This window comes from Dinghuibacter silviterrae (assembly GCF_004366355.1).
Classification (GTDB): Bacteria; Bacteroidota; Bacteroidia; order Chitinophagales; family Chitinophagaceae; genus Dinghuibacter; species Dinghuibacter silviterrae.
In genome coordinates, this window is the sequence record NZ_SODV01000002.1 from 2281293 (window position 1) to 2302154 (window position 20862).

Annotated in this window: 9 protein-coding genes; 1 reads left to right on the plus strand and 8 read right to left on the minus strand. The window is 55.4% G+C overall.

What is annotated here, in order from left to right; all coding sequences use genetic code 11:
• Window position 1: 1 nt before the first annotated feature.
• The 5 genes from EDB95_RS26380 to EDB95_RS26400 all read right to left on the minus strand — a co-directional run bounded on the left by EDB95_RS26380 (window position 2) and on the right by EDB95_RS26400 (window position 14854).
• Entirely contained in the window at window positions 2-4942 is a 4941-nt protein-coding gene (locus EDB95_RS26380) for a hypothetical protein (RefSeq protein WP_133999812.1), read from the minus strand.
• Between the two features lie 9 nt (window positions 4943-4951).
• A complete protein-coding gene (locus EDB95_RS26385; protein ID WP_133999814.1) occupies window positions 4952-8068 on the minus strand; it encodes a hypothetical protein in 3117 nt (1038 codons plus the stop codon).
• Between the two features lie 6 nt (window positions 8069-8074).
• A complete protein-coding gene (locus EDB95_RS26390; RefSeq protein ID WP_133999817.1) occupies window positions 8075-11488 on the minus strand; it encodes a DUF6603 domain-containing protein in 3414 nt (1137 codons plus the stop codon).
• Complete coding sequence (locus tag EDB95_RS26395; RefSeq protein ID WP_133999820.1) at window positions 11464-13857, minus strand: S8 family serine peptidase; 2394 nt, start codon at window positions 13855-13857, stop codon at window positions 11464-11466. Before EDB95_RS26395 ends, EDB95_RS26390 begins: the two co-directional genes overlap by 25 nt.
• Before the next feature lie 109 nt (window positions 13858-13966).
• Window positions 13967-14854 (minus strand): hypothetical protein, encoded by an 888-nt coding sequence (locus EDB95_RS26400; RefSeq protein WP_133999823.1) that lies wholly within the window; start codon window positions 14852-14854, stop codon window positions 13967-13969.
• Between the two features lie 168 nt (window positions 14855-15022).
• Here EDB95_RS26400 and EDB95_RS26405 point away from each other — a divergent pair, with 168 nt between their 5' ends.
• On the plus strand, window positions 15023-16555 hold the full coding sequence (locus EDB95_RS26405) for a TlpA family protein disulfide reductase (RefSeq protein ID WP_133999825.1): 1533 nt from the start codon (window positions 15023-15025) through the stop codon (window positions 16553-16555).
• On the opposite strand, the gene EDB95_RS26410 is transcribed toward EDB95_RS26405, so the two are convergent.
• The 3 genes from EDB95_RS26410 to EDB95_RS26420 all read right to left on the minus strand — a co-directional run bounded on the left by EDB95_RS26410 (window position 16503) and on the right by EDB95_RS26420 (window position 20729).
• A complete protein-coding gene (locus EDB95_RS26410) occupies window positions 16503-17435 on the minus strand; it encodes a DMT family transporter (RefSeq protein WP_317129043.1) in 933 nt (310 codons plus the stop codon). The two genes, EDB95_RS26405 and EDB95_RS26410, sit on opposite strands and share 53 nt — an antisense overlap.
• Window positions 17432-19711 (minus strand): aminotransferase class I/II-fold pyridoxal phosphate-dependent enzyme, encoded by a 2280-nt coding sequence (locus EDB95_RS26415; protein ID WP_133999832.1) that lies wholly within the window; start codon window positions 19709-19711, stop codon window positions 17432-17434. The genes EDB95_RS26410 and EDB95_RS26415 overlap by 4 nt, the downstream gene beginning before the upstream one ends.
• Window positions 19712-19850: 139 nt before the next feature.
• Window positions 19851-20729, minus strand: coding sequence for a hypothetical protein (locus EDB95_RS26420; RefSeq protein ID WP_133999835.1), 879 nt, complete (start codon window positions 20727-20729; stop codon window positions 19851-19853).
• Between the last annotated feature and the right edge of the window lie 133 nt (window positions 20730-20862).

The following is a 20862-nucleotide window of genomic DNA, read 5'->3' on the forward strand; positions in this document are numbered from 1 at the left end:
CTTAGTTGTTTAGTATGGCTTTTACAGGATAGTCTGCAAAAACAGAGGCCAGGTTGAGCCTGTAGTCCAGGGAAATATCAAGGTCGTATTGGGTAAAGTTGGATAAAACGGCCGGGAGCAAAACACTGGTTTCGATCTTGTCCGTGGTGGCCAGCAACTGGGGTTCCACAGCACGCAGCTTGGCGCGGAGCAAGGTATCGTTCAGGATGCCGACCAGTTCGTTCCAGTCCCACGCCCCCTTCAGGACGGGTGGGACGGCCAGCAACACTGCCTGCGGTGGAAAGGCATTGGGCTGGTTATAGTTGAACGTGATCCCGGTGACCTGGTCGGCGCTGGGGATGGACTCCGTCCAGGCATCGATCATCAGGCCACAATGGGGCGCCCCGGGGGTAAAGGCCTGGTCGCCGTGGATGACGATGGACAGCGTGTCCTGGGTGATCGTAAAACCGGCCGGGAATTCGACCGCCAGCCAGTTGTCCTGGGCCACGTAGGGCACCTGGACGGGTTTGAGGGGAAGCGGGGTGCCGCCGGTTTCACAAAGCAACCGGATCATATCCCAACTGGCCAGGGCGGGCCGCGCCATGGCCGCGCTTTGCATCCATTCGTCCGCGGGGAAATCACCAGCGGCATAGCTTAGGAGCTGCGCGCGGTCGGCATCAGACTTCAAGATATCGCTCTCGTTGTTGTAACGGAAAAGGGGGAGCATATTGAAGTCTGAGCCCAGCAGGGTCTTGGCCGCGTCGATCAACGCCGCCGTCTGCGCGGAGATGTCGGTGAGGGCTTGCGCCTGTGTCAGCTGGGTGGCGGCACTTTGGTCGGCGGCGGTCATTTGTCCGGATACGCTTCTCGCTTGTTCCAACAAAGTCGTTTGCAGCAAAGCGGTCGAGGGGGCCGTAACTGTCGGAAAGGCCTCCCCGTAGCCTAAGTTCGCCAGCGCGATCATTTGGTCCCTAAGCGTAAGGGCGTCCGCGTTCTGTAAGGTAAAGGTGATGTCGGCAAAGGTTTGCTGCGCGTTGTCGAGCGCGGTAAAGACAGCCCCCAGGTTATTGTAGGCGCCCGCCTGGATGGGGATGGCTTTTAGGTTTTGCAGTTGTTGTTCGTAGGCCGTTTTTGCAGCCTGTATCCTGGTGAGCAGTTCCGTCGCATCATAACCGGACGGGTTGTTCGGGTCCGCCAAACCTGTTTGGGCGGGTGGGTCGAAGTCCTGGGCGTTGAGGTAACGCGAGCCGGTGATCAGGGTCCGGAGGCTGCGCAGCAACGGCAACAACTGGCCCAGCGCCTTTTTCCCGGGTTGGGGCTGTAGAAAGGAAATGTTCACCGCTACGCTGTCGGCTAAGTTATTGGCTTTCCGGTAGGCATAAGCGAACCTTCTTTCCAGCTCCGACGCCCCCGTCCGCGCTTCCTGGCCCGGCCGGGGCGCTCCTGTACTTGGGTTGGCTTCGATGAGATACACCAGGTCGATGGGTTGGATACCTAACTGGTCCAGCCCGATGTTTTGGGGGGATACCGGGTTGCCCCCCGTATCGAGCTGGGCGACCTGTACAGCGATGCCGGTGGGTGCACCCAGCAGGGAACCCAGCCAAAGATTGATGCCGGTTTCGGTGGTGGCGCGCGCCGTCAGCGGAATGGAGGGCCATGGATTGGCAGTGGCTGCGTTGGCAAACTGGACCGTCACCCGGTTGGTAAAACTGAACTGGTTGCCCCGGGGCGTGTCGATGCTGTCCAGTACCGGGGGAAGGTCGCTGTTCTGGAGCGCGCCAAGCGTAGCGGAAGCCCGATCGTAGTTCCCTTGTACAAGCTGGTACACGCTTTCTACGGTGAGCATGTCTTTGACGGCGTCAAGCGTATCGGCTAAGTTGTCTTTCTCCGCCTGGATGGCGGCGATCTGGGCGGGTGTCGCGGTGGTGACATCCCCGGTGGCGCCGTAGGGAAAAGCCGCGGTGACTCCGGCCAGGGCCAGGCCGTCCACCACGTCGGTGGCCGGTAGGGTTTCCTGGGCGCCCCCACCCTGTTGCTGAACGATGGTTTGCTGGAGGGGAAAAGCCGCGCGGAAGTCGTAGATATAGTCGTTGAGCAACAGCAAAGAAATATCAGCGGAAGCCCGGTCGTGCAGCCCCCGTTCGAACTGGTAGCCCAGCAGGGCATTCAGCGTTTGGCCGTTCCGGATACCTTCCATCACCGTAAGGCCCCGGCGGACCCGCTCGGAAGAAAGGTTCACTGAGAGCGTACCGGGAGCACCCGCGTCGGCATGGGTCAGGTACCCGCTGCGGAGGACCGCGGCGGTCGAGGCGTGGTTGATGGAGGGCGCGTGCACCAGCCCTCCATTTCCGGCATATTGGTAGACAGGGCTGTTGTCCGCGGGTTGGAGCTGGGGCGGCAGGGAAGCCGCGGGGACCTTTTGTATCCCGGAAGGACGGATGTTCTCCAGCCAGCCGTAGGCCCCTAAGTAGATGCCTTGCGCGCGGCCGCGATCCGAATTCGCCGATTGCCGCATGTTGCGCAACCGGACGTCGAACATCCCGGTTTGCCAGGCATCCAGGCGATAGGTAAGGGCATCGATGTGCTCGATAAAAGTCCGTTCGAGGCTGGCGGTGCTCCGTGTAGACAATTCGGTTAGCGCCGACACGATGGCTTGGGGGACCTGGGCGGCGACCTCGGTTTTGCCGGGGCCCAGCAAATAGTCGGCCACGGCGAGTTTTGCCAGGGGATTGGCAGGGGCCACCGTGGACAACGGCGCCTTCATGACCTCCCATTTGGTCAGGGTTCCCCCCGGCCGGATGTTGTGAAAGTTGATCGCCCCGAGCGTGGCGCTAAAGTCGGCCCCGTTCCCCAGGAACCAGTTGACCGAGGCCGTGTGTAAAGCCTGTAGCAGTGCTTTGCGCAACATCAGGTACAACAAGGTATTGGGCGGCGTGACCCCCGTGCCGAAGTTTTGTTGATTGAGTTGGTCGATGCCGGTCACCCCCGCCAGCCAGGTCAGGTAGTTCAGGCTTAGCGGATTCGTCTCGGTTATGGGCACCTTGTCCACGAGGTTGGCCGGGTCAAGCGTCGTCGTATAGTGCTGGTAAATCAGGCGGAGGATCTGGGGGATGGCGCCTCCTGTATAACCAAAGGATTGCAGCCAGAACATCCCGTCTTCCTTGCTGATAAAATTCTTTTGCGCTTCCGAGAAGTACTTACCCCCGTATTCGAAGTCGTCCAGGTTCCACAGGTTGTCCGAGCTGTATGCATTTCGTTGGAAAAAGGTAGCCGACGCCGGCTGGAGGCCCAGGACATTGGTCAGCACGGCCGTGGGATCGGTCCCCGGTTTGCCCGCGTACATCAACTGGCCCAGCAGGCTGTTCCAGATGGCCTGGTAGTCGGAGAGCACCTTGTACAAGGTCGTTTGAAACGGCGTTTTGTCCGCCTGCCACGCGGAAAAATCGCTGGTCAGCAGGAGTCCGTATGGTTGATTCCCCACCCGGAACGCCGGCAAAGGCCCGCGGCCGGTCACGAACCGGGTGAAAAAATCCTGGAGGCTGGCCTGGGCAGTCAGGTTCAGGACGGGGTTGAGCAACGAATCCACATAGTACCCCAGCGTCCCCGGGTACAGACAGGTGTTCATCAGGACCGCGTCCCGGTTGTCCGTGCCGTCGCTGTATGCCACGTGCTGAAGAACGCTGTAGTCGAGGCCGAGGGCGTCTGCCATATTCTTGCCGTCGCAGTCGTCTCCGGCGGTGAATAAGGGCGCCCCTGCTTCCACGAGGTAGCTGAGGTTGTCGAAAGGATCGGTTTTTGTAAAACCGGAGCTCGCGTTTGCCGTATTGCTGGTGGACATCCCTTGGGGAACGAGGCTGAATCCCTGGGACGAGTAGTGATGGCTGTCGATCAGGTCTTCCACCACCTGTTGGGTCCCCGGGGCGTCGTTGGACAGGTAGAGACCGAGCACCAGCAATTTATCAAAACCTTCCTGGGCTTGTATCGTAGTGATGGGGACCCGGAAGCCCATCCCCAGGGAGACGGCCTTGTCGAAATCGGAAGACCAGTCGAAATCGGGTCCGAAGTTGAGCTGGTTGCCGCTGGTCACAAAGCTGCCCTGGTCCGCGGGATCGGGTCCCACGATCAGGTCGTCCGGGATCACGTTGCCCGTCTGCTCGGCGACCACCGTGTTCCCGTTGTAAAGCATCAGGACGAATTTGTCGGGCATCACTTTTGTCCTCGGGGCCCTGCTCCAGGCCTGGGTCTTGGTCAGATTAAAGGTGGGAAAAATGAGTTGGCTGATGCCCGTGAGGTCACTGCTCCAGTTCGTGGGTTGGGTCTGGAGCGCGACCCAGGCGGCGCGACCGGAACCAAACGACGTGACCAGGGTACTCCAGGCGGCCTTTTTGGGGTCGTCCCCCGCCCCCGTCGTGATCGCTGTGTACAAGGCTTGCCAGTAGGTTTCCCCGGCGGTGACTTCTCCGGCAGTCAGCGTCTTTTCATCGGTGATGACGGCGACGTCGTCGGGGTAGACGCGGACCCAGAGTTCGGGGACCGCGGGGTTGACGACGGCGTTGGCGCGAACAGGCGCTGTCGTTACCGGGGGCACCGTCCCAACCGGGGGCACCACGGACGGATTCCCCGCCCCAAAGCGCGTCTCCACGCGCACCGGCAACAAGGCAATCGGCACCTGATCCGACCACGACCCTATCAGTTGTTGCGGCCCCTCCGCCGCATAAAGCCCAACGATGGCCTGGTTCAGGGCCCCGAGCGCACCGGCCAGGTTCTGCTTCGCCGTCACCTGGCTCGCCTGCAGCACCGCCAACTGCGCTTGCAATTGGGGCACATTGGGTGCCTGCTGTTGTATCGCCTTCTGCAGTTGCGCCTGTACCTGCTGCAACTGGAGGTTGTTCTGGTACACCTGGGTGTCCGCCGTGTCCCGTTGGTTACGCAGGTTGTTGATCTGTGGTATGCCGGTGGCCATAAAAGGTGTTTAAATGGAGGGAAGGCTTTGGAGCATTTCGGTGGCGTGGACCGCCACCATGCTCGGTTTTCGGAAAAGGATAAAGGCCATGTCCGCGGAATCGGCACCCCAATAGTTGGCGTTGGGATAGTTCAAAATGGGTTTTACGCCCGCGGTGATAAACGTCATCGCGTCAGGGCTGGCGAAGTCTTCCCAGGACAGGTCGGCCCAGCTTAAGCCCGCGGAGTCCGTCACGTGTGTCACGTCCATACCGAAACGAGGCTCGCCCGGGACTTCCTGGATCACAAAGAACCAGCCCAGGGTATCGCCGGGGAAGTCGGGACTGGGGGCCGTACCCCTTGCCTGGTCGATGGTCAGGTCGAAGCCAAAGAACTTGATGTCCGGGCTGCAATCCGCTTTGTATTGAGGGAACTTGACCTGTTTGGCAAAATCGGCGTCGCTCAGGCTGAGGTTGATGACCGGGGGTTGCCCCTTGGGCCCGGCAATGGCTTTCTGTGCAAAGATGATCGTGTTGGGGTAGCGTTTTAACAATTCTCCCCGGATCAACAACACGGCCAGCGGAGAATTGCTACCTGGATTCCGGTTGTTGTGGGTACCCAATAAAGAAGCGATGTTCCAGGTATCGATGGGGGTAATGTCCTTATACGCCTCCGTCAGTTGCGCCTCGGTCTGCGTCGTCGATGGCTCGACCAGGCCCTTTACGTCCCAGAACTGCCGGAAGTAGCTGCCCCGCTCGTCCGTGGGATACTCGTTCCACAGCAAGGTCCGGCCCATCTCATGGTTGAGCCCCACCATATAGGATTCGATAAACTTCGGATTCGTCTGCAGCAGCGAGATCGTGTTGGGAGGAACGAGCTTGATGTTGGGTAACAACAGTTCCTGCGAGATCGCGTTGAGGTATTTGTACATCGGGTCCTCGAAGTCCGGGTACGCCATGGCCGGGAAAATCTTATAGGGTTCCAGCAGTGAGATATACCCCGGGAATTTGATCAGCCCGATCAGCCGTAAGGGGTAAGCGGTAAAAGGGTTGATCGCGGTGGTGACCTTGGTATAGGCACCGGCGAAGTCCACCGGGACCGTGGACAACACCGGTACGGCAATAGCCATCCGTGTGTCCACGTCTGTTAGTGCGGTCCGGAAGTTGGCGGCTTCCACGCTGTCCGTCGTGGGGGTGGTGAGCGTAGGTGGCGGCGGCGCCGTCTCGTTACTCAGTTTTAAGGTGAAGTTGGGTTGTGGTGGAATGGACGGGAGGCTGTTGAGTTCCGCCTGCGGATTATCCAGGTTGGTGGCCGCCGTTATGGCGGACTGCCGTTGTCCGAGATAGATATACAAGGCGATACCTGCCAGGGCGATCAAACCGAAAAGCCACCAAAGACCGGTCAACAGCGCCAGGATCAGGCATAAAACGAGCAGCACAATTAGCCAGATGAGCCGGTGAGCAGTCAGCCATTGCAACCATGCCGGTTCAGGCGGCCCCCCTAGCTGACCGGCGATGGTCTGGGTATTGGGCAGCCCGGTGGGCAACACGGATACGGCGCCCGGCCGGAGTGTACCTGCGTTCAATCCATTCACCAACCCGGCATAGTTCAACCCAGCCCCCGTCGTGAGTTTTCGCACAAACCTTCCCCGGGGCCGGACCAGGCGCCGGAAAGCTCCCGAAAATACCGGGACCGGGGTGCTGCTTCCGCGAATCAGTTGCAGGATCGTAGCCGGGCTGCCGAGCACGCGGGATAAGACAGGAGAGGCGATGCCCAGCAGGGTTTGCTGGGGCAGCTTCTGCAGGGTCTGTACCGTAAACTGTACGGCGACCTGCATCATAAAGACCGTGGCGTTGATCAGCTTGTTGGCCTTGACGATGTTCGCCACCTGCTGCCAGGCCTTCTTCATAAAGTAAGCCTGGTTATTTTGTACGATAGTAGTGCCAAACCCCGCCGGTACCCGGGTGCGTGGGTCGCGGTTGAGGTCGTTCACCCAGTTGCTTTGGGTGATGTCGAGCGTCACCACGTCGGTCGCGCTTTGCATGGCGTGGTTGCTGCCATAGATGGGTACCGAGATCACCGGGTCCCCCGAGGTCGTCGTCCCTATGATGGTGACGGGCAGGTTGGCGATCTTTTGCAACTGCACCTGGAAGTCATTGGAGGCAGGCGGATTCGGAAAGACCGTGGACACCGCCGTGGGGGATTTGAGGGCGCCTTCCAACCCCAGGATCGGGGGCTGGGTCCCCGGCAAACCGTTGTGGGGTGGATCTGCTGTTACAAAACCGGGTTGGGAACAGTCCATATCCCTTATTCCCACGCTGGGGTCCATGGGCTTCGGCTGGAGCAGGTTGACCAGGGATTCGAAGTCTTCGTCCTGACCCGTGGTAAACTGCCACTGGTAATACACGGGCAGGACGCCGTTGGCTCCATTGTTGCTCCAGGACGGCTTTTGGGCGGGCGTGGTGGAGGTATCCTGTAACAGCCCTGCCAACCGTCCCGTTTCGAAGGCCGGGACCAGGAACGCGGTATACGCCGTATTGGCTTCCAGTTTGCGGGGCGACATCAACCGGCAATAGACCTGGTCGGGATCTGCCGTCAGCGCCTGGTTCAGGGACAACAGCCATTTCTCATAGTCCGTCAGGTCGGCTTGCGGGATGTTGGCGTTGCTGTGCATGTGTGCCCAGAGCCAGGACTCATCGGCGGGTGGAAAGACCGTTTGCGACGTAACGGTGATGGCAGGCAAAGGCACCTGGTTTTTCTCCACCTTATACTCCCCATTCTTGAGGACCAGTAGGAACAGCCAGGGCCGTAACTTGGAACCGTTAGGGGCCGCCGGGGTGTACCTCCAGGCAAAGTCCTCGTCATAGAATTCTATAAAGGCAAGGTAGTTGGGTTCATAGTTCGTGATGTTGTTCAGCGGATCCGTCCGGACGATCATATTACTGTTCACCCCCAGGATGTCCCCCGGCCCGATCAACAAAAAGTTCTTCGATTGGGCCGCACCGTTGAGCACAATGCCCACGGGTACCTGGGCCCGTTCGATCTGGGTGGCCGTACCCGTACCCAGGTCGTCCGTCTCCGCGATCCGGCTGGAGATCCCCTTCCGGGACCAGGAGTGGAATTGGTAGTTGGCGATATCGATACTCATGGATCCTTAATTCGGGTTGAGTTCATAATCTTGTACGATCTGTATCTGTCCCGTCAGCGAAGGTTGCGTCACCAGCAGGTTGCTCACCATACCCATGGCCTCGGCATAAGACCCGGTTAAGTTGGTGCCGGCCACTTGTTTCAGATCGGCCGTCCCCGCGATGGCATACTGGGTATTGTTGACGGCGACCGGGTCGGGTGCGTTCACGGACACCCGGTTGTTGGCATAAGACAACGAAGACCGGGAGACCGCGGAGGCCTTGACGTTTGACGGGAACCAACTGGCGGAGGGTATGTAGATACCGGCGCTCACCAGGGTATTCGTCTGCTTATGCAGATAAGTCAGCTTGTAATCCACTTCCTCGGTGATCACGTCGGCGGATAACAGGCCGGTCGTCCCGGTGACCGTAAACCCGCTGTCCATGTTTTGGAACGAAGGCTGTGACAGTTTTTGATCGTCTGTGAAATTGAAGAAATTGGCGGGCGCAAATTCCTCTTGGGCAACCACCGTCTGGTCTGCCGGGTTCTGGTCTGTAATGGTAAAATGGTTCGCATCCTGCGGGATATTGTTCCCGAATTTGACGATGTCCACGTCCAGGGGTACGATCCGCTGGCTGAACGTAAGGGAACCGAACGGGTGAACCACCATCTCCTGACCCCCCGGCGCGATGGTCTTAAGGCTGACGTGTTGCGAATTGTTGCTGGGCAAAATCGCCTTCCAGTTGCTGTTGTCCGCGATCGCCTGGTTGAGCAGGCCGAGGATATCGATCTTCTGTTTCGAGCCGGCCTGGTTGCTTTGCCCCCAGGTTTCGTGGAACCCGACCGAAATGGTGAAAAACAGGATCGTAAAACTGGCGTCCCCCTGGATGTCCCAGGGCGTCGGCCCCGACAACTGCCCGGATACCGTGATCCCCATGATGGTCGACGTCCCCATCCTCAATGCCAGACCCGCATAGATGTCGACCTCGAAATAGAAAGGATCGAACTGGAACAGGCAATCGAACCCCAGGTATCCGTATATGTTGAAAGCGTCGCAACCGGCATACAAGGTCGCCTTGGCGCCAAACTGGACCGTGTTCGAAGTAACCGCGAAATAACAAGTCACCGACAACTGGACGACGCTGTTGTTCAGCAGGCTGATCCCCAACCGCGTCATGTGCTGCAGGTCGGGGGGCGCATCCTTAAAGGCCGGGTTAAACCCACCCACGCTTAGGAGGAAATAGGGATTGTCCCCCCAACTCAGGCGGAACGCAAAATCACCCGTCAGCGTAAACACCAGCAGGTTCGAGTCATACAGGCTGGCGTCAAAGGAGATATACTTGTTGTCAAAGTCGATCACCCCCAGGAAATTGACCTGTATGCGCAACAGCGGCGCATCCTGCGTCGGCAGGAGCGCCTTGACCACACCCAGGATGGCGATCTTTGGATCGGGTATCTCGATGAGGATGCCGATCTCCAGGGTGATGATGTCCGCCCAGCCCAGTTCCGCCATGGGCCCCACGATAAAATGCCCTTCAAAAACCGGGAAGATCTGTTTAAGGTCGCTGATGATCTTATCGATATTGGCGATAACATTGTCAGGAAAAAGTACGCTCTTAATGGCATTGGTCTTGATGCCTTGTCTCAGCACGTCTACGTTCATGGTCCGGTTCAATCCCAGCAACCCTCCTACCCCGTTCAGCGTAAATCCAAAGCCCAGTTGGATCGGCGTAAAGTCCGCCGTGATGATGATCAACAGTGAAAACCCGTTGGACCCATCCGGCATCTTGGTATTGATGATGCCCACCGCCTTGAGGCTAAACAAATCCTGGAACTCCAGCTCCAATGCCCCGTAATACTCGCCCTGGTCCGGGTTAAGGTACAGGTAGCCGCCCCCGACGATGATCCCGGTATTGACTTCCAGACCGACGCCCTTGGGCGGTAAAAAAGAAAAATCGATGTCCGCCATACCCAACCTCCCCTGCCCGTTCGGAGGGAAAGTGATGCCGATGTTCACTCCCATCTGATCCACGGTCGCCACCAACGGCCCCAGATTGGCGGTAAACTCCGCCGCCAGCCCGATCTGCAAAGGCGTGGTATTGGTAAAACCCAGGGACACATACAGCCCGTTGATCACGATCACCGACAGGTCGATGTGCAACGGGATCAAAACCTCTACCCCGGCTTGCCCCGTAAACTTCAGGCCGTTCGTAGGATCCCAGGTCGCCTGTATGCTAAAGTCCGAATCGAGCTTGACACCCGATAATAATTTCTGAATGAACCCGTCGCCCTGGGAAAAGTCGATGTGCAGCAGTCCCCCGTCCACGCTGAATTGCACCGTCGGTGTGACGGACCCGCCCGACGTGCCGAGGTTGGCGGTCACCCCCGCCGACAGGCTGATGCTTTTCGCCTGCAGCCCGGAACCGCCGGTCTCGCCCAGGATCATGACGTTGGTGCCGTCGCTTTTCTGCGCCTGTATCCCCAGGGTCGTTGTCAGGCTGACGTTGCCCGTGGGGGGGTGAAAGGTCAGGTTGAACGGTGGGGTCAGGCCCACCGAAAGGCCGGCGTCATACGTGGCGGCCACGTGCGTGGTGGCCTGCCAAAGGGCCGATAAGGGGAAGGCTTTGTCGAAGGTGGTTTGGCCCGGAAGGGTGATGGAGGCCGTCAATCCCGGCGGATGCTGTGTGGTATCGGTTTGCAGGCTGAACAGGTATGCTTCCAGGGAAGCCGGTTGTCCGGTGGGCTGGTAAATTGCCGCCGGTATGGCGATGTCCTCCAGCAACATTTGCAACCGCTTGTAGATGGCCAGGCCGTCGAACGATGGCGTGCCCCATTGAAAGACCTGTTGCAGGAACTGGTCAGGATGACTGAACAACGTCGGTATCCGGTCGAGGTAAAACCGCCGCGGTACTATGATACCACCCGTCACGGGGCTGTCCATGGCCTGATCGGGCGAGGATTCCATGTCGATCACGCCTATCACGGAAAAAACGTTGGTCAGGACCGGGAAGGTATCGTTCAGGAAACCCACGATCATGTATTCCAGCGTCCGCACCGCCATATTCGCCGCCAGGTCCGCCACCACCTGCTGGTCCGCCGCGCTGAGCCCCGAGGCGGCCGTTTGGATTTCGTTGCCCACCGCCGCCAGCGCCGCGACCAGTTCGCCGATATGGGCGATCAGGGGCAGCGCGTCCGCGATGATGGTCGATGCGTCCCCCCCGCTGATGGCATTTTCCAGGGTCGTGATGTCCGCGGCCAGCGCGCCCGCCTTGGTGCCTGCGTCCGACAGCTTCGTGAGGATGGCAGTGTCGGACGATAACGCCGCCGGCAACTGCACGCCCAACAGCCCGAACATCCCGGGCCCCAGGAGTTGTTCGAGTGGGGTCAGGAGCTTCCCCAGCTCCAGTACGACACTTTCTAGTGTACCGGTTGTGTTGGCCATACAGCGGGTTCTTGTTTATAGTGTCCAACCATGTCGATCATTTCCCGGAGGGTCATGTCGTGGGAAAATCCGGCCAGCAGCGGTTCGAGAGGCGCAATGTCCCCCAGGAGGGCGGACGAGGCATATTGCCTGAGGATGTCCAGGAACTTCGTGGCCGCGTCGGTCAGCGACAACCCGTCTATCTCCGGTCTCAACCGGAGGGCTGGATTGTAGTAAGCCTGCATCGCCAGTCTTGTCCAGACCGGCCCCTTGACGCGGTGCCATATCGTGGCCACCCTCCGGTTATGGTTGATCAGGTTCATGACTTCCGGGAAATACCGCTGGAAAAGCCCGGCCAGGCTTTTACCGTTTGGAGTCCGTAGCAGCTCTTCCTGCAGGGAGGGCTCCGTTTCCGGCGCCTGGACCGTGGCAGGTTCCACCACCAGGGCGCTGAAAAGCGACACCTTCTGTACCGCTTTTTTGGCGTCCACGGCGCCCACCCCCCAGCCCTGGACATCCTCGGGCGTCAAGCCACCGGGTGGCGCGTTGACACTGGCGGGGTCCAACAGGGCGGTTCTCAGTTGGGCCTGGGTATATTGCGGTTTTACCTGGAGCATCAGCGCCATGGTGCCTGCTACATGGGGAGATGCCTGGCTGGTCCCATTGTGGGCGACATACCAGTCCTGGCAGCAGGCGCAGCAGCAAGAGCAATGCTCTTTGTCATGACCCGCGGAATGGATGTTTTCTCCCGGTGCACAGAGGTCCGGCTTTTGTGCCGTTGCCGGCCGGTCCCGGGTAGGCCCCCGGCTTGAAAAAGCAGTCAGCGTTCTGTTTGCCGGGTCGGTGATGCCGTATGCGCCCGTACTGATGCTCAGTTTCCCGCAAGCAAACATGGACATCGTCGACAAGGACGTGGTTTTGACCGGTAACGGAAGGACGGGTGGCCCGGGTTGGGCTGGTCTGTTGTCATGAAAGCAAAACCCATCCTTGCCGGTGCCGTCTTCACAATAACCATCCACGGTAACCGCCGCCCCACCGCTGTTTGTCACATGGATGACCCAGGTTCCGGATAGGCTCATGCCGCTCGTCCCCGGTTTTATGGAGCCGTTGGAGATGCCGTCTGCGGGCGAGCTGGCGACGGACACGGCGCTTCCCGGCCCATTGGCCGTTGAGCTGGAGTTGGCCTCCGTTACCGTTTCCGATGTGGGTGCGGGCGAGGTGATGGATATTTGTATTTGGCTGCCGGCCGCATACCAAAGGGTAAAATCACGTTCGCGCTTGTCCGAAGCAGGTATGTTCCAGGGAATATCGAGGGTCCCGCCGGCGGGTATGCTGTCCTGTGCATGCATGTCCTTGTCCCCCCAGTTACCCGCTGCAAAAGAGACGCCTATCCCCGTGGCTGCGGGTAGATTGAGGATGTCTTCGATCGTTTGGATGGTGGGGTTGTAGCTGTGCATCAGCGAGGAGTTCATACGGCCCAGGCTGAGATTGACGGCGACCGGCATCGGATTGGTGAAGCCGGTCTTTGCCCTGTCAAGAACGTAGGCGATGGCATCGAGCAGCTCATTCCCGTCGGTCCCCGCAGGATTGGCCACAGCGGTGTCCCCCTTTGTCAACCCCCACTTTCGTACGATGACAAAGGTCGCTTCGGGTGCGACCCCGATATATTTGAAGGCGTCCGAGCAGGCCCCCGGCGGGGCCCCGTTGCCCGCAGCGATACCCGCCACATGGGTGCCATGTCCGTCGTCGTCCGTGTGCCGGCAGGTCGGTGGGTTGCTGTCCGGATTGGCAAGTGTCGCTTCTATATCCTCGTCGTTGTATTCCACCCCATAGTTTATTGTATAGGCGCTGCCCAGTGGGGGCCAACTGATGGGGTCGGGTGCTTGCTCCGTCGGTAGCGGGGCCTTGAGTCCTGGGATCATCGTCTGGTCCCAGATATATTTGATGCGGGTTTTTTGAGGGTTCACCGGGTCCCGGAACACGGGGTGCGTGAAGTCGATCCCGGTATCGATGATGCCGACAACCACCCCCTTCCCTGTCGTACCGCTAAAGGTATTGCCACTTCGGGACCAGACCTGGTTGGCCTCTATATCCGGTACACTCTTGTCCAGGACAATGTGCCCGGGCAAATGCCGGTCGATGCTGAGGACTTGTGGATGCGCCGCCAGGGCCCTTAGCGTCGGCACGTCCGCGTCGCCGAAGGCCGTGTGGCTGGGCGTCGGCCTGCCCCGGAAACCCAACGCCGCAATGTTGGCGTAATCTCCCGTAAAGGCGATGCCGATCGATATTTCCTGGTTGTCCGGCACCGGGTGGGTGCCCAGGGAAGGATTTTTTTCAAAACGCTCTTTTTCCATGAGCAGGAGCGCCAAGGAGGGATCGAGGTTAGCCATAGCCGGGGCAAGTATAGGTGAACAAAAGGTGACCCACCCAAGCTAGAGACTTTTCCCGTTATATGCAACGGGTCTACACCGAATGCGTACATATACGCATGCCCCAACGTTAGCGCCGGTTGGCGCGTTGAACATAAAATTCGACGATGCTGCTCAGCGTGTTAGGATCGCTATCCGGCATCGCATGCGTCGGATGCGGCATCCATGACTGGAAGATGGCCATATCCGGATGCAGTTGATACCGATCGCTCAATTCCACCAGGTGGTTCCGGGCATCCTGCATCCAGGCCGCATCGGTAGTGTCCAGGGGTGTGCCGTCATAGATGATCCCGATCTTGTCCAGCAAATGCCGCTCCCGAAGCGTCTCGCAAAAATGAAAATACGCCACCGCATCCGCCGGCTCGACACTGGGCGCCCGATTGGCCCAGGGAATATCCAGTTGCATAAACGCCAGCGGCCGCCCGTTGAGCGCCCGGAAACCGGCGGTCCAGTCGCTCAGCACCTGCTGCCAGCCCGGAAACGCCGCGATTTCCGTGGGCTCTACCTCGCCGACGACGATGTCCGGGAAAGCCTGCCGGTATACGTTTAGCGTGGGGATCATTAAGCGAAGGATGGTATCCACCGGGCTTTGACAACCCGGTTGTGACTTGCCTGCCCTTTTGGTGAAATAATGGCCATAATACAACGGCTCGTCCATACACAAAAAGTCGATCCTGCCACCGGCCTTTTTGATCTTGGCGCAAATATTCGCGGCTTGTGCCGGTGTTCCATATCCTTCCACCAGACCCAACCCACCGCAGGGCGGCACCGGGTTTTTAAAGTTCACATCGATCGTGCCGGTCTCCAACCCGATGGCGATCCCCCTGCGTTTCAGATCGGCAACGATGGTATCGATCTGGCCCTGGCGCGCCGGGTTGACAAAGCTCCCGTAGAGCTTGAACACGCGGGTATGCTCCGCTGCCTTTTTCCAGGTTGCGTCCGGGGTGAATAGCTGCATAAAATCAACCGCACGGTTCAGGGGCGAAGGGGGAATGGATGCTTGTGGGCAAAGCCAGATGTCGCGGGTTTGTGCTTGTAGATAGGTTTGTCCGGCGGACAAAACGATAAGGGTTGTTAAAATTAGGGTGCGTATAGGCATAGGTCTGAAGTTACATTATATTTAGGTATGCTACGTATCACCTCGCTGCTTTCCTGCCTGCTGATGTTCTCTCTCCTGCGCGCGCAGGAAATGCCACGCCCCGTTACGATCCGCGTGTCACTGACCCCTACCACCGCTACCTCTTGTGACCTCTCGATGACGGGTTGGACGATACAGTCTGACTATTCAAAAGAAGGGCATAAGACGATCCCGCTGGACGCCCATGGATCTGGTTCGCTGTCGTTCCAACTCGATAAGCCCCGCTTTGTCCGGTTAACCTATGGCGATTCGGATTCGAATCAAATCCATGTCTATACATTTTTTCTCTCACCCGGCGATAGCCTTCTTTTTAAAGCAGACCAGAGCCAGTGGCCGGTAAACATCCAGGTCTCCGGCAGGGGCGCGGAAGACAATCAACCGATGGCAGGCACCTTGTATGCCTATCCCGCAACCTTTGGTTTGCAAACGGACACGCTGCCCGGAGAGGCCGTCGAGGTGACCGGCCGGCAGGTGCATACAGGCGACAGCACCCTGAAGGCTTATGTGTTGCAATACCATCCGAGCGCCGCTTTCATAAAAGCGTGGGCGGAATATACGGCGTACATGGCGCCCTGGGGATATTTTTTTTATAAGGAAAATAACAAATACGGCATAGGGGCTGCGTACGAACGGAACAAGGCCGAATGGCAACGGGTCCAGGACAGCATTTTTGCCGGGCATCCCCTCGACAATGGCGAAGCGCTTGTCGCGCCCAGTTACCAGGCGCTCGTGGAAAATTTCCTGTTGCGCACCAAGGAACGTCTTTGGGAGGAAGCCCGCAATCACCCCGTTTCATTTTACCGGGAATGGTACGACACCACCGAGGAAGCGGGTGCAAAAATGTACCAGTCGGACCTTCAAAACCGCCTCAAGGAAAAGATCATCCTTCGTTATTTTAAAGACCCGGGGGTCGTGGAATATGCATACGCCCTCCTGATGGAGGAGGCCTTGGCGGAAAGCAATCCGAACAACCTGATTTCCATCTGGCAACGGTTCAAGGAACGTTTCCCCCACAGCACCTACCTGCCCTGGTTCGAACAACCGATACAGGCTGTGATGGAACGGCAACGCCGGGAACTGACCCCCCAAATGGTCTTTGCCCCCGATAGCGGGGCCCACCTGCATACGTGGGAAGACCTTTTGGCGCTGGTCAAGGGCAAGACCGTTTTGTTGGATATGTGGGGTACCTGGTGCAACCCCTGCCGGGAACAATTGGAGCAGAATACCCAGGCGCTTCACGACCACTTCAAGGGCAAGGGCCTTGACTTTGTATACGTCGCCAACTATGACGAAGCACACAAGGAACAATGGGTAAAGCTCATTGCGTATTTCGACCTGGAGGGTACCCATGTCCTGGCGGGCCGGGACCTAAGCAAGGACATCATGAACAAAGTAAAGGGCACCGGCTTTCCCACGTATGTCATCATCAAAAAGGACGGCACCTTTGCCTTGTCCAAGGCTGGCTACCCTATGGATAGGAACGTGCTGGTCCGGCAGTTGGAGGAGGCGTTGGACGATTAGATATGGATCTGGAGGTTGTAATAGAAAAATAGGAGTGCAAAAAAACAGGAATAAGCACCAATGCGGAACCAATATAAAAGTTCAGGTTTAGTACTTCCTTATTTCCAAAAATCAGAATGGCAAAGGTCATTCCATATATTGGCTCCAGGTTGCTGTTAAGGGTTACTGTGAATGGGGTAATCTTTTTCATGATGTCCAACAAAACAATGTAGGCAACCGAAGTACACAGCAGGGACATCATCAGTAGATAAAAGACATCAGAAAACGTGACCAAAGCAAGGTCGATGGCTCTATGGGCAAAAAACCTGATGTACAACGGGAAAATGACCATACTGGTCAGGCAGGCTCCTGTCATTTCAAAAAAAGTGACCACAGATCCATCATATTTTGAAAGGGTGGTCCCGTTGATGACGGTAAATACAGCTGCAAAAATAGCGGACAACAATGCGCTCAATAATCCTCCCCAATATAGTGACTCGGAGTGAAAAATGACATAAATCCCGAGTACGACCATAAGCCCCAATACAATTTCATAAGTTCTTATTTTCCTTTTGGCAATGATGGGTTCAATAAGGCTAACCCAAAATGACGTCGTGGCAACGCCAATAAGCGAAATGGATAAGGTCGATAAACGCCCCGCCAAAAAAAAGAAAAGCCAATGTAAGCAAATAAGGGCGCCGTTTAGCAAGGCCTTTGTGACGATTTTTTTATCCAGCCTGACGTTTTTCTTTTTGTATATCAGCCAAAGGCCAATGCTACATGATGCCAGTAGGGACCGGTAGAAAACAATTTCTTCGCTATGAATCGATATTGATTTAGCTAGAATTGCGGTAAAACCCCACATTATTATTATTAAATGCAAATAAATATACCGGCTCAATCTTGTAGCGCAAATTTGGTTTGAAGCATTCCTTGATTCGACAAGTCCTTAATGGAGGGTATAAAGTAATCCATGTTTAACTGGAAAGTCTGTACTTCCTGTTCTGATTTATTGGGCAGGATGGTTACCTTGTCATGTTTTGCTATTTCTTTGTTGAAAAGATCTATGTTTTCGAAAAAGCCGCTATCGGCGTTGCACCCGTGAAGAATCAAGGAAAGCAATCGGGAACAGTACATTAGCATTACCTCATTCTTTACATACGAATTAATCCCATCCTGCCTGTCGTCATTGGATACCTGGCAGGTCTTAACCCCTTTGAAAGAAGTATAGACATTCCAAAGCGTTTCAACACCATAGTTGGTCGCCCAGGGAATGGCCATCAGCGTCTCTTTATTCATGTATCTTTCCCCTGCAAGCGGATGAATAATCAATTTTAACCTGTGTAATGCCTCCTTTACATTTACTGAACCCTCCAGTGCATTTAGTACCCCATGAATAACCTCGTTTCTTCTTCTTGGCGTGGCGATTAACGCATGCTTTATGCCGTCGCCATTTTCTATGCCATAAGCCAGTTTATTCAGCGGGTCATATTCATCAATTTCTTCCAGATCGGAATCTAAAAAGAACAAGTGGTCACATTCGTCATACAAAGCCAGAGAACCCATTAACATGGACCAACCTTTACCATAATTATACGCCGTAATAGGGTGACTGGTTCGAAATTTATCAAAATTTAAAAGACTGTTGCTTAGAAAGGATAAAGAGGCATGGGAAATATTGCCGTCTTTGGCAATCATGTCGCTGTCTAAAGTTTTATTAACGATCAATATGTGGCCGTTCGGGCATGCTTTCTGGGCGTATTTGGCTACTTTCCACAATGTTTCTTTTTCAACCCCCACAGTGGGTATAATGACGCCGATACCCGATGTTTTTAGCAGAGACGATTGGAATGCGGGCGGTTTTATATAAAGGAAAACGTCTTTGCCCTCCGTATCAATTCTTCTTTTTATTAAGGATTTTGACGTCGAATCTGTTCTGTATTCGTCAGACAACTCGTCACTCCACTGGCCGGCTTCTACATTGGGGAGGTCGTGCTCCCGTTTTTTGATAATATCCTGCGCTGTTTGTTTTAACAACTCCAGGTTTGATGGACTTTGATCAACCAGGAAATCCGCTATATTATCCAGGAGATAGTCTATTTTCTCATTGCTCATCGTGGATTGGGCCAATGAAATGGTACCAAACCTGATTCCCCATCTATCCGTATTGGGGATTGGATTGGCATTTATTCGAATACCCATATTATAAAAATCGGCAACTAGCTGTTTCGAATTTGGAATATCGATTAAGACAATATGGGAGTCTGTGCCATTTGTTACGACTTTTATTCCTTTCTGCTGCAACTTGCCGGCAAATCGTTTTGCCAAAAAAACGATTTGCCGGGCTATCTTTTTAAAGTCATCGGTTTGAGCGAATTCCGCGGCCAACGCCTTCGCCATAAGTTGTGGCAATTGCATGGCGCCCTCAACACCGGGAAAAACAGAGGACAACAATTTCTTACTCAAGTGTTCTTTTGCCATTAAGACGCCTCCCCTGGGCCCTAAAAATGTCTTTTGTGTTCCAAAAGTGACAATATCGGATGCCCCCAGGTTATTGGTCATGGCTCCGCCGGCAATAAGTCCCGCCGTATGGGATATGTCTGCCATGTGATATGCGCCATAAGCGTGTGCGATCCTGGCAATTGCTGAATGTTCGACAGTTCTTGGACAAGAGGACCCGCCCGATATAACCAATTTGGGCTTAACCCGGCCAATCATTTCTTCGAGCGCTGCCAGGTCAACCGTGCCATCATCCTCTGTTCCATAATGTGTTACTTCAAAAAATCTGCCCAAAAATGATTTTGGATGGCCATGGCTAAGGTGCCCGCCCTGACTCAACCCCAGGGATACAACTTTATCTCCCGTAGCGAGGAGCCCTAAAAAAACGGAAATATTTGCATGGGTGGCTGTTAACGGCCGAACATCGACAAATGGAAGACCAAATAGTTCGCCATACAACTTTTGGGCATATTCTTCCAGGTCATCCAAGGCGCCAGGGATGGGAAAATACCTGTTTCTAACACTTCCTTCTACGGTAAGCTCGTGTGAATTGGAGGCAAAGCTTTTCTTAATATATGGATACTCAATACAGGAGGAGGCATTCAAAGATATGGTATCCCTTATTTCTTTTTCCAGGGAAACAATGCACCGTTGCGCAAAGGTGTTTTTCGATGGCATGACCTTGGGTTTGGTGCACCTAAAGTATATATTATATTTAGTTTTCCAAACAATCGAATCTAAATTAAAAGTGAATAAAAGTTAGAAATCCTACGTTGCCTTAAATGATTTTTCCCGAATTCATAACTTTTTTCGTTTTTTAGGACCGTACTTTATCTTTAAGTGTTACTGTAGGATTTAATTCAGCTATGCGATCCTTGCTTTTGCCCAGATTAATACTGAATATTTTCTCATCCCATATTTTCAGAACGTCATTGTCTTCTTTTTTCCCGGTCAATTTCCCTCCCTGAGGTCCGTCTCCTTCCCCTCCGGAACTGATTTTTGTGTAGTCTACAAGGCTTTGGGCCGCTGCCGAGAACGCAAATTCAACTAAAACGTCGTCTGAATTGCTGTCTTTGGATTTCAAAAAGTAATGCAAGGCTTGACCCAAAGACCCCCCATGTCCCTTGAGTATATCTTTAACGTTATGACTCGCCTCATAGGTAGCCCAATCTGCTTTCTTCATGGTACGATAAATGCGCAGGGTTTTGTTTTTCCCGGTACGTGCCTGGGGCGCCTCGTCTGCCTTTTCCCAGAATTGTCCATCCGTTTGGTCCGTTCCTACCAGGTCCTCCACTCCCAGCAGCCTCAGCTTAATATCCTGTACCAGTTGACGGGTAAGGTCTTTGTCGCCGGCGAAGGTCTTAGTGTTATTATATTTCACTAACATTGCTCCTATGTCGGTTTTCAGCTTATTATTCAAATAAGTGTTTTTAGCCCTTGTTGTTTTGCCTTTTGTGCCTCCAGCAAAAATCGTATCCATTTGGGCCCATTGCGCGATGTAGGGTTTGACTTCCGCATACTGCGCATTGATCAGCGCAGCATCATTATGTTCTTTTGAAACGGTACCTATCGTTATCGTCCTCTGAACCACCGGTTTCATGGGGCGAACGGCAGATTTTATACCGCCTTGCTTTTGGGTAACAGCATTTGCTGCGGCCTCGCGTCTGTTTTCTTGTTGGAAATAGTTCGTTTTCATACCGGCTAAAGCCGGCAATATAGACAAAAATAGAAGCCGCTCCCCCCCGTCTTTCTACCTGATTGTGGTCGTTTATGAACTTGTCATGAAAAATCGTAAGGATAACTTTCTTATCTTAGGCGGAATCCATTTT

Coding starts and splice junctions, on each gene's coding strand:
- EDB95_RS26380 (WP_133999812.1), bottom strand. CDS start 4,942: ATGGCCACCGGCATACCACAGATCAACAACCTGCGTAACCAACGGGAC.
- EDB95_RS26385 (WP_133999814.1), bottom strand. CDS start 8,068: ATGAGTATCGATATCGCCAACTACCAATTCCACTCCTGGTCCCGGAAG.
- EDB95_RS26390 (WP_133999817.1), bottom strand. CDS start 11,488: ATGGCCAACACAACCGGTACACTAGAAAGTGTCGTACTGGAGCTGGGG.
- EDB95_RS26395 (WP_133999820.1), bottom strand. CDS start 13,857: ATGGCTAACCTCGATCCCTCCTTGGCGCTCCTGCTCATGGAAAAAGAG.
- EDB95_RS26400 (WP_133999823.1), bottom strand. CDS start 14,854: ATGCAGCTATTCACCCCGGACGCAACCTGGAAAAAGGCAGCGGAGCAT.
- EDB95_RS26405 (WP_133999825.1), top strand. CDS start 15,023: ATGCTACGTATCACCTCGCTGCTTTCCTGCCTGCTGATGTTCTCTCTC.
- EDB95_RS26415 (WP_133999832.1), bottom strand. CDS start 19,711: ATGCCATCGAAAAACACCTTTGCGCAACGGTGCATTGTTTCCCTGGAA.
- EDB95_RS26420 (WP_133999835.1), bottom strand. CDS start 20,729: ATGAAAACGAACTATTTCCAACAAGAAAACAGACGCGAGGCCGCAGCA.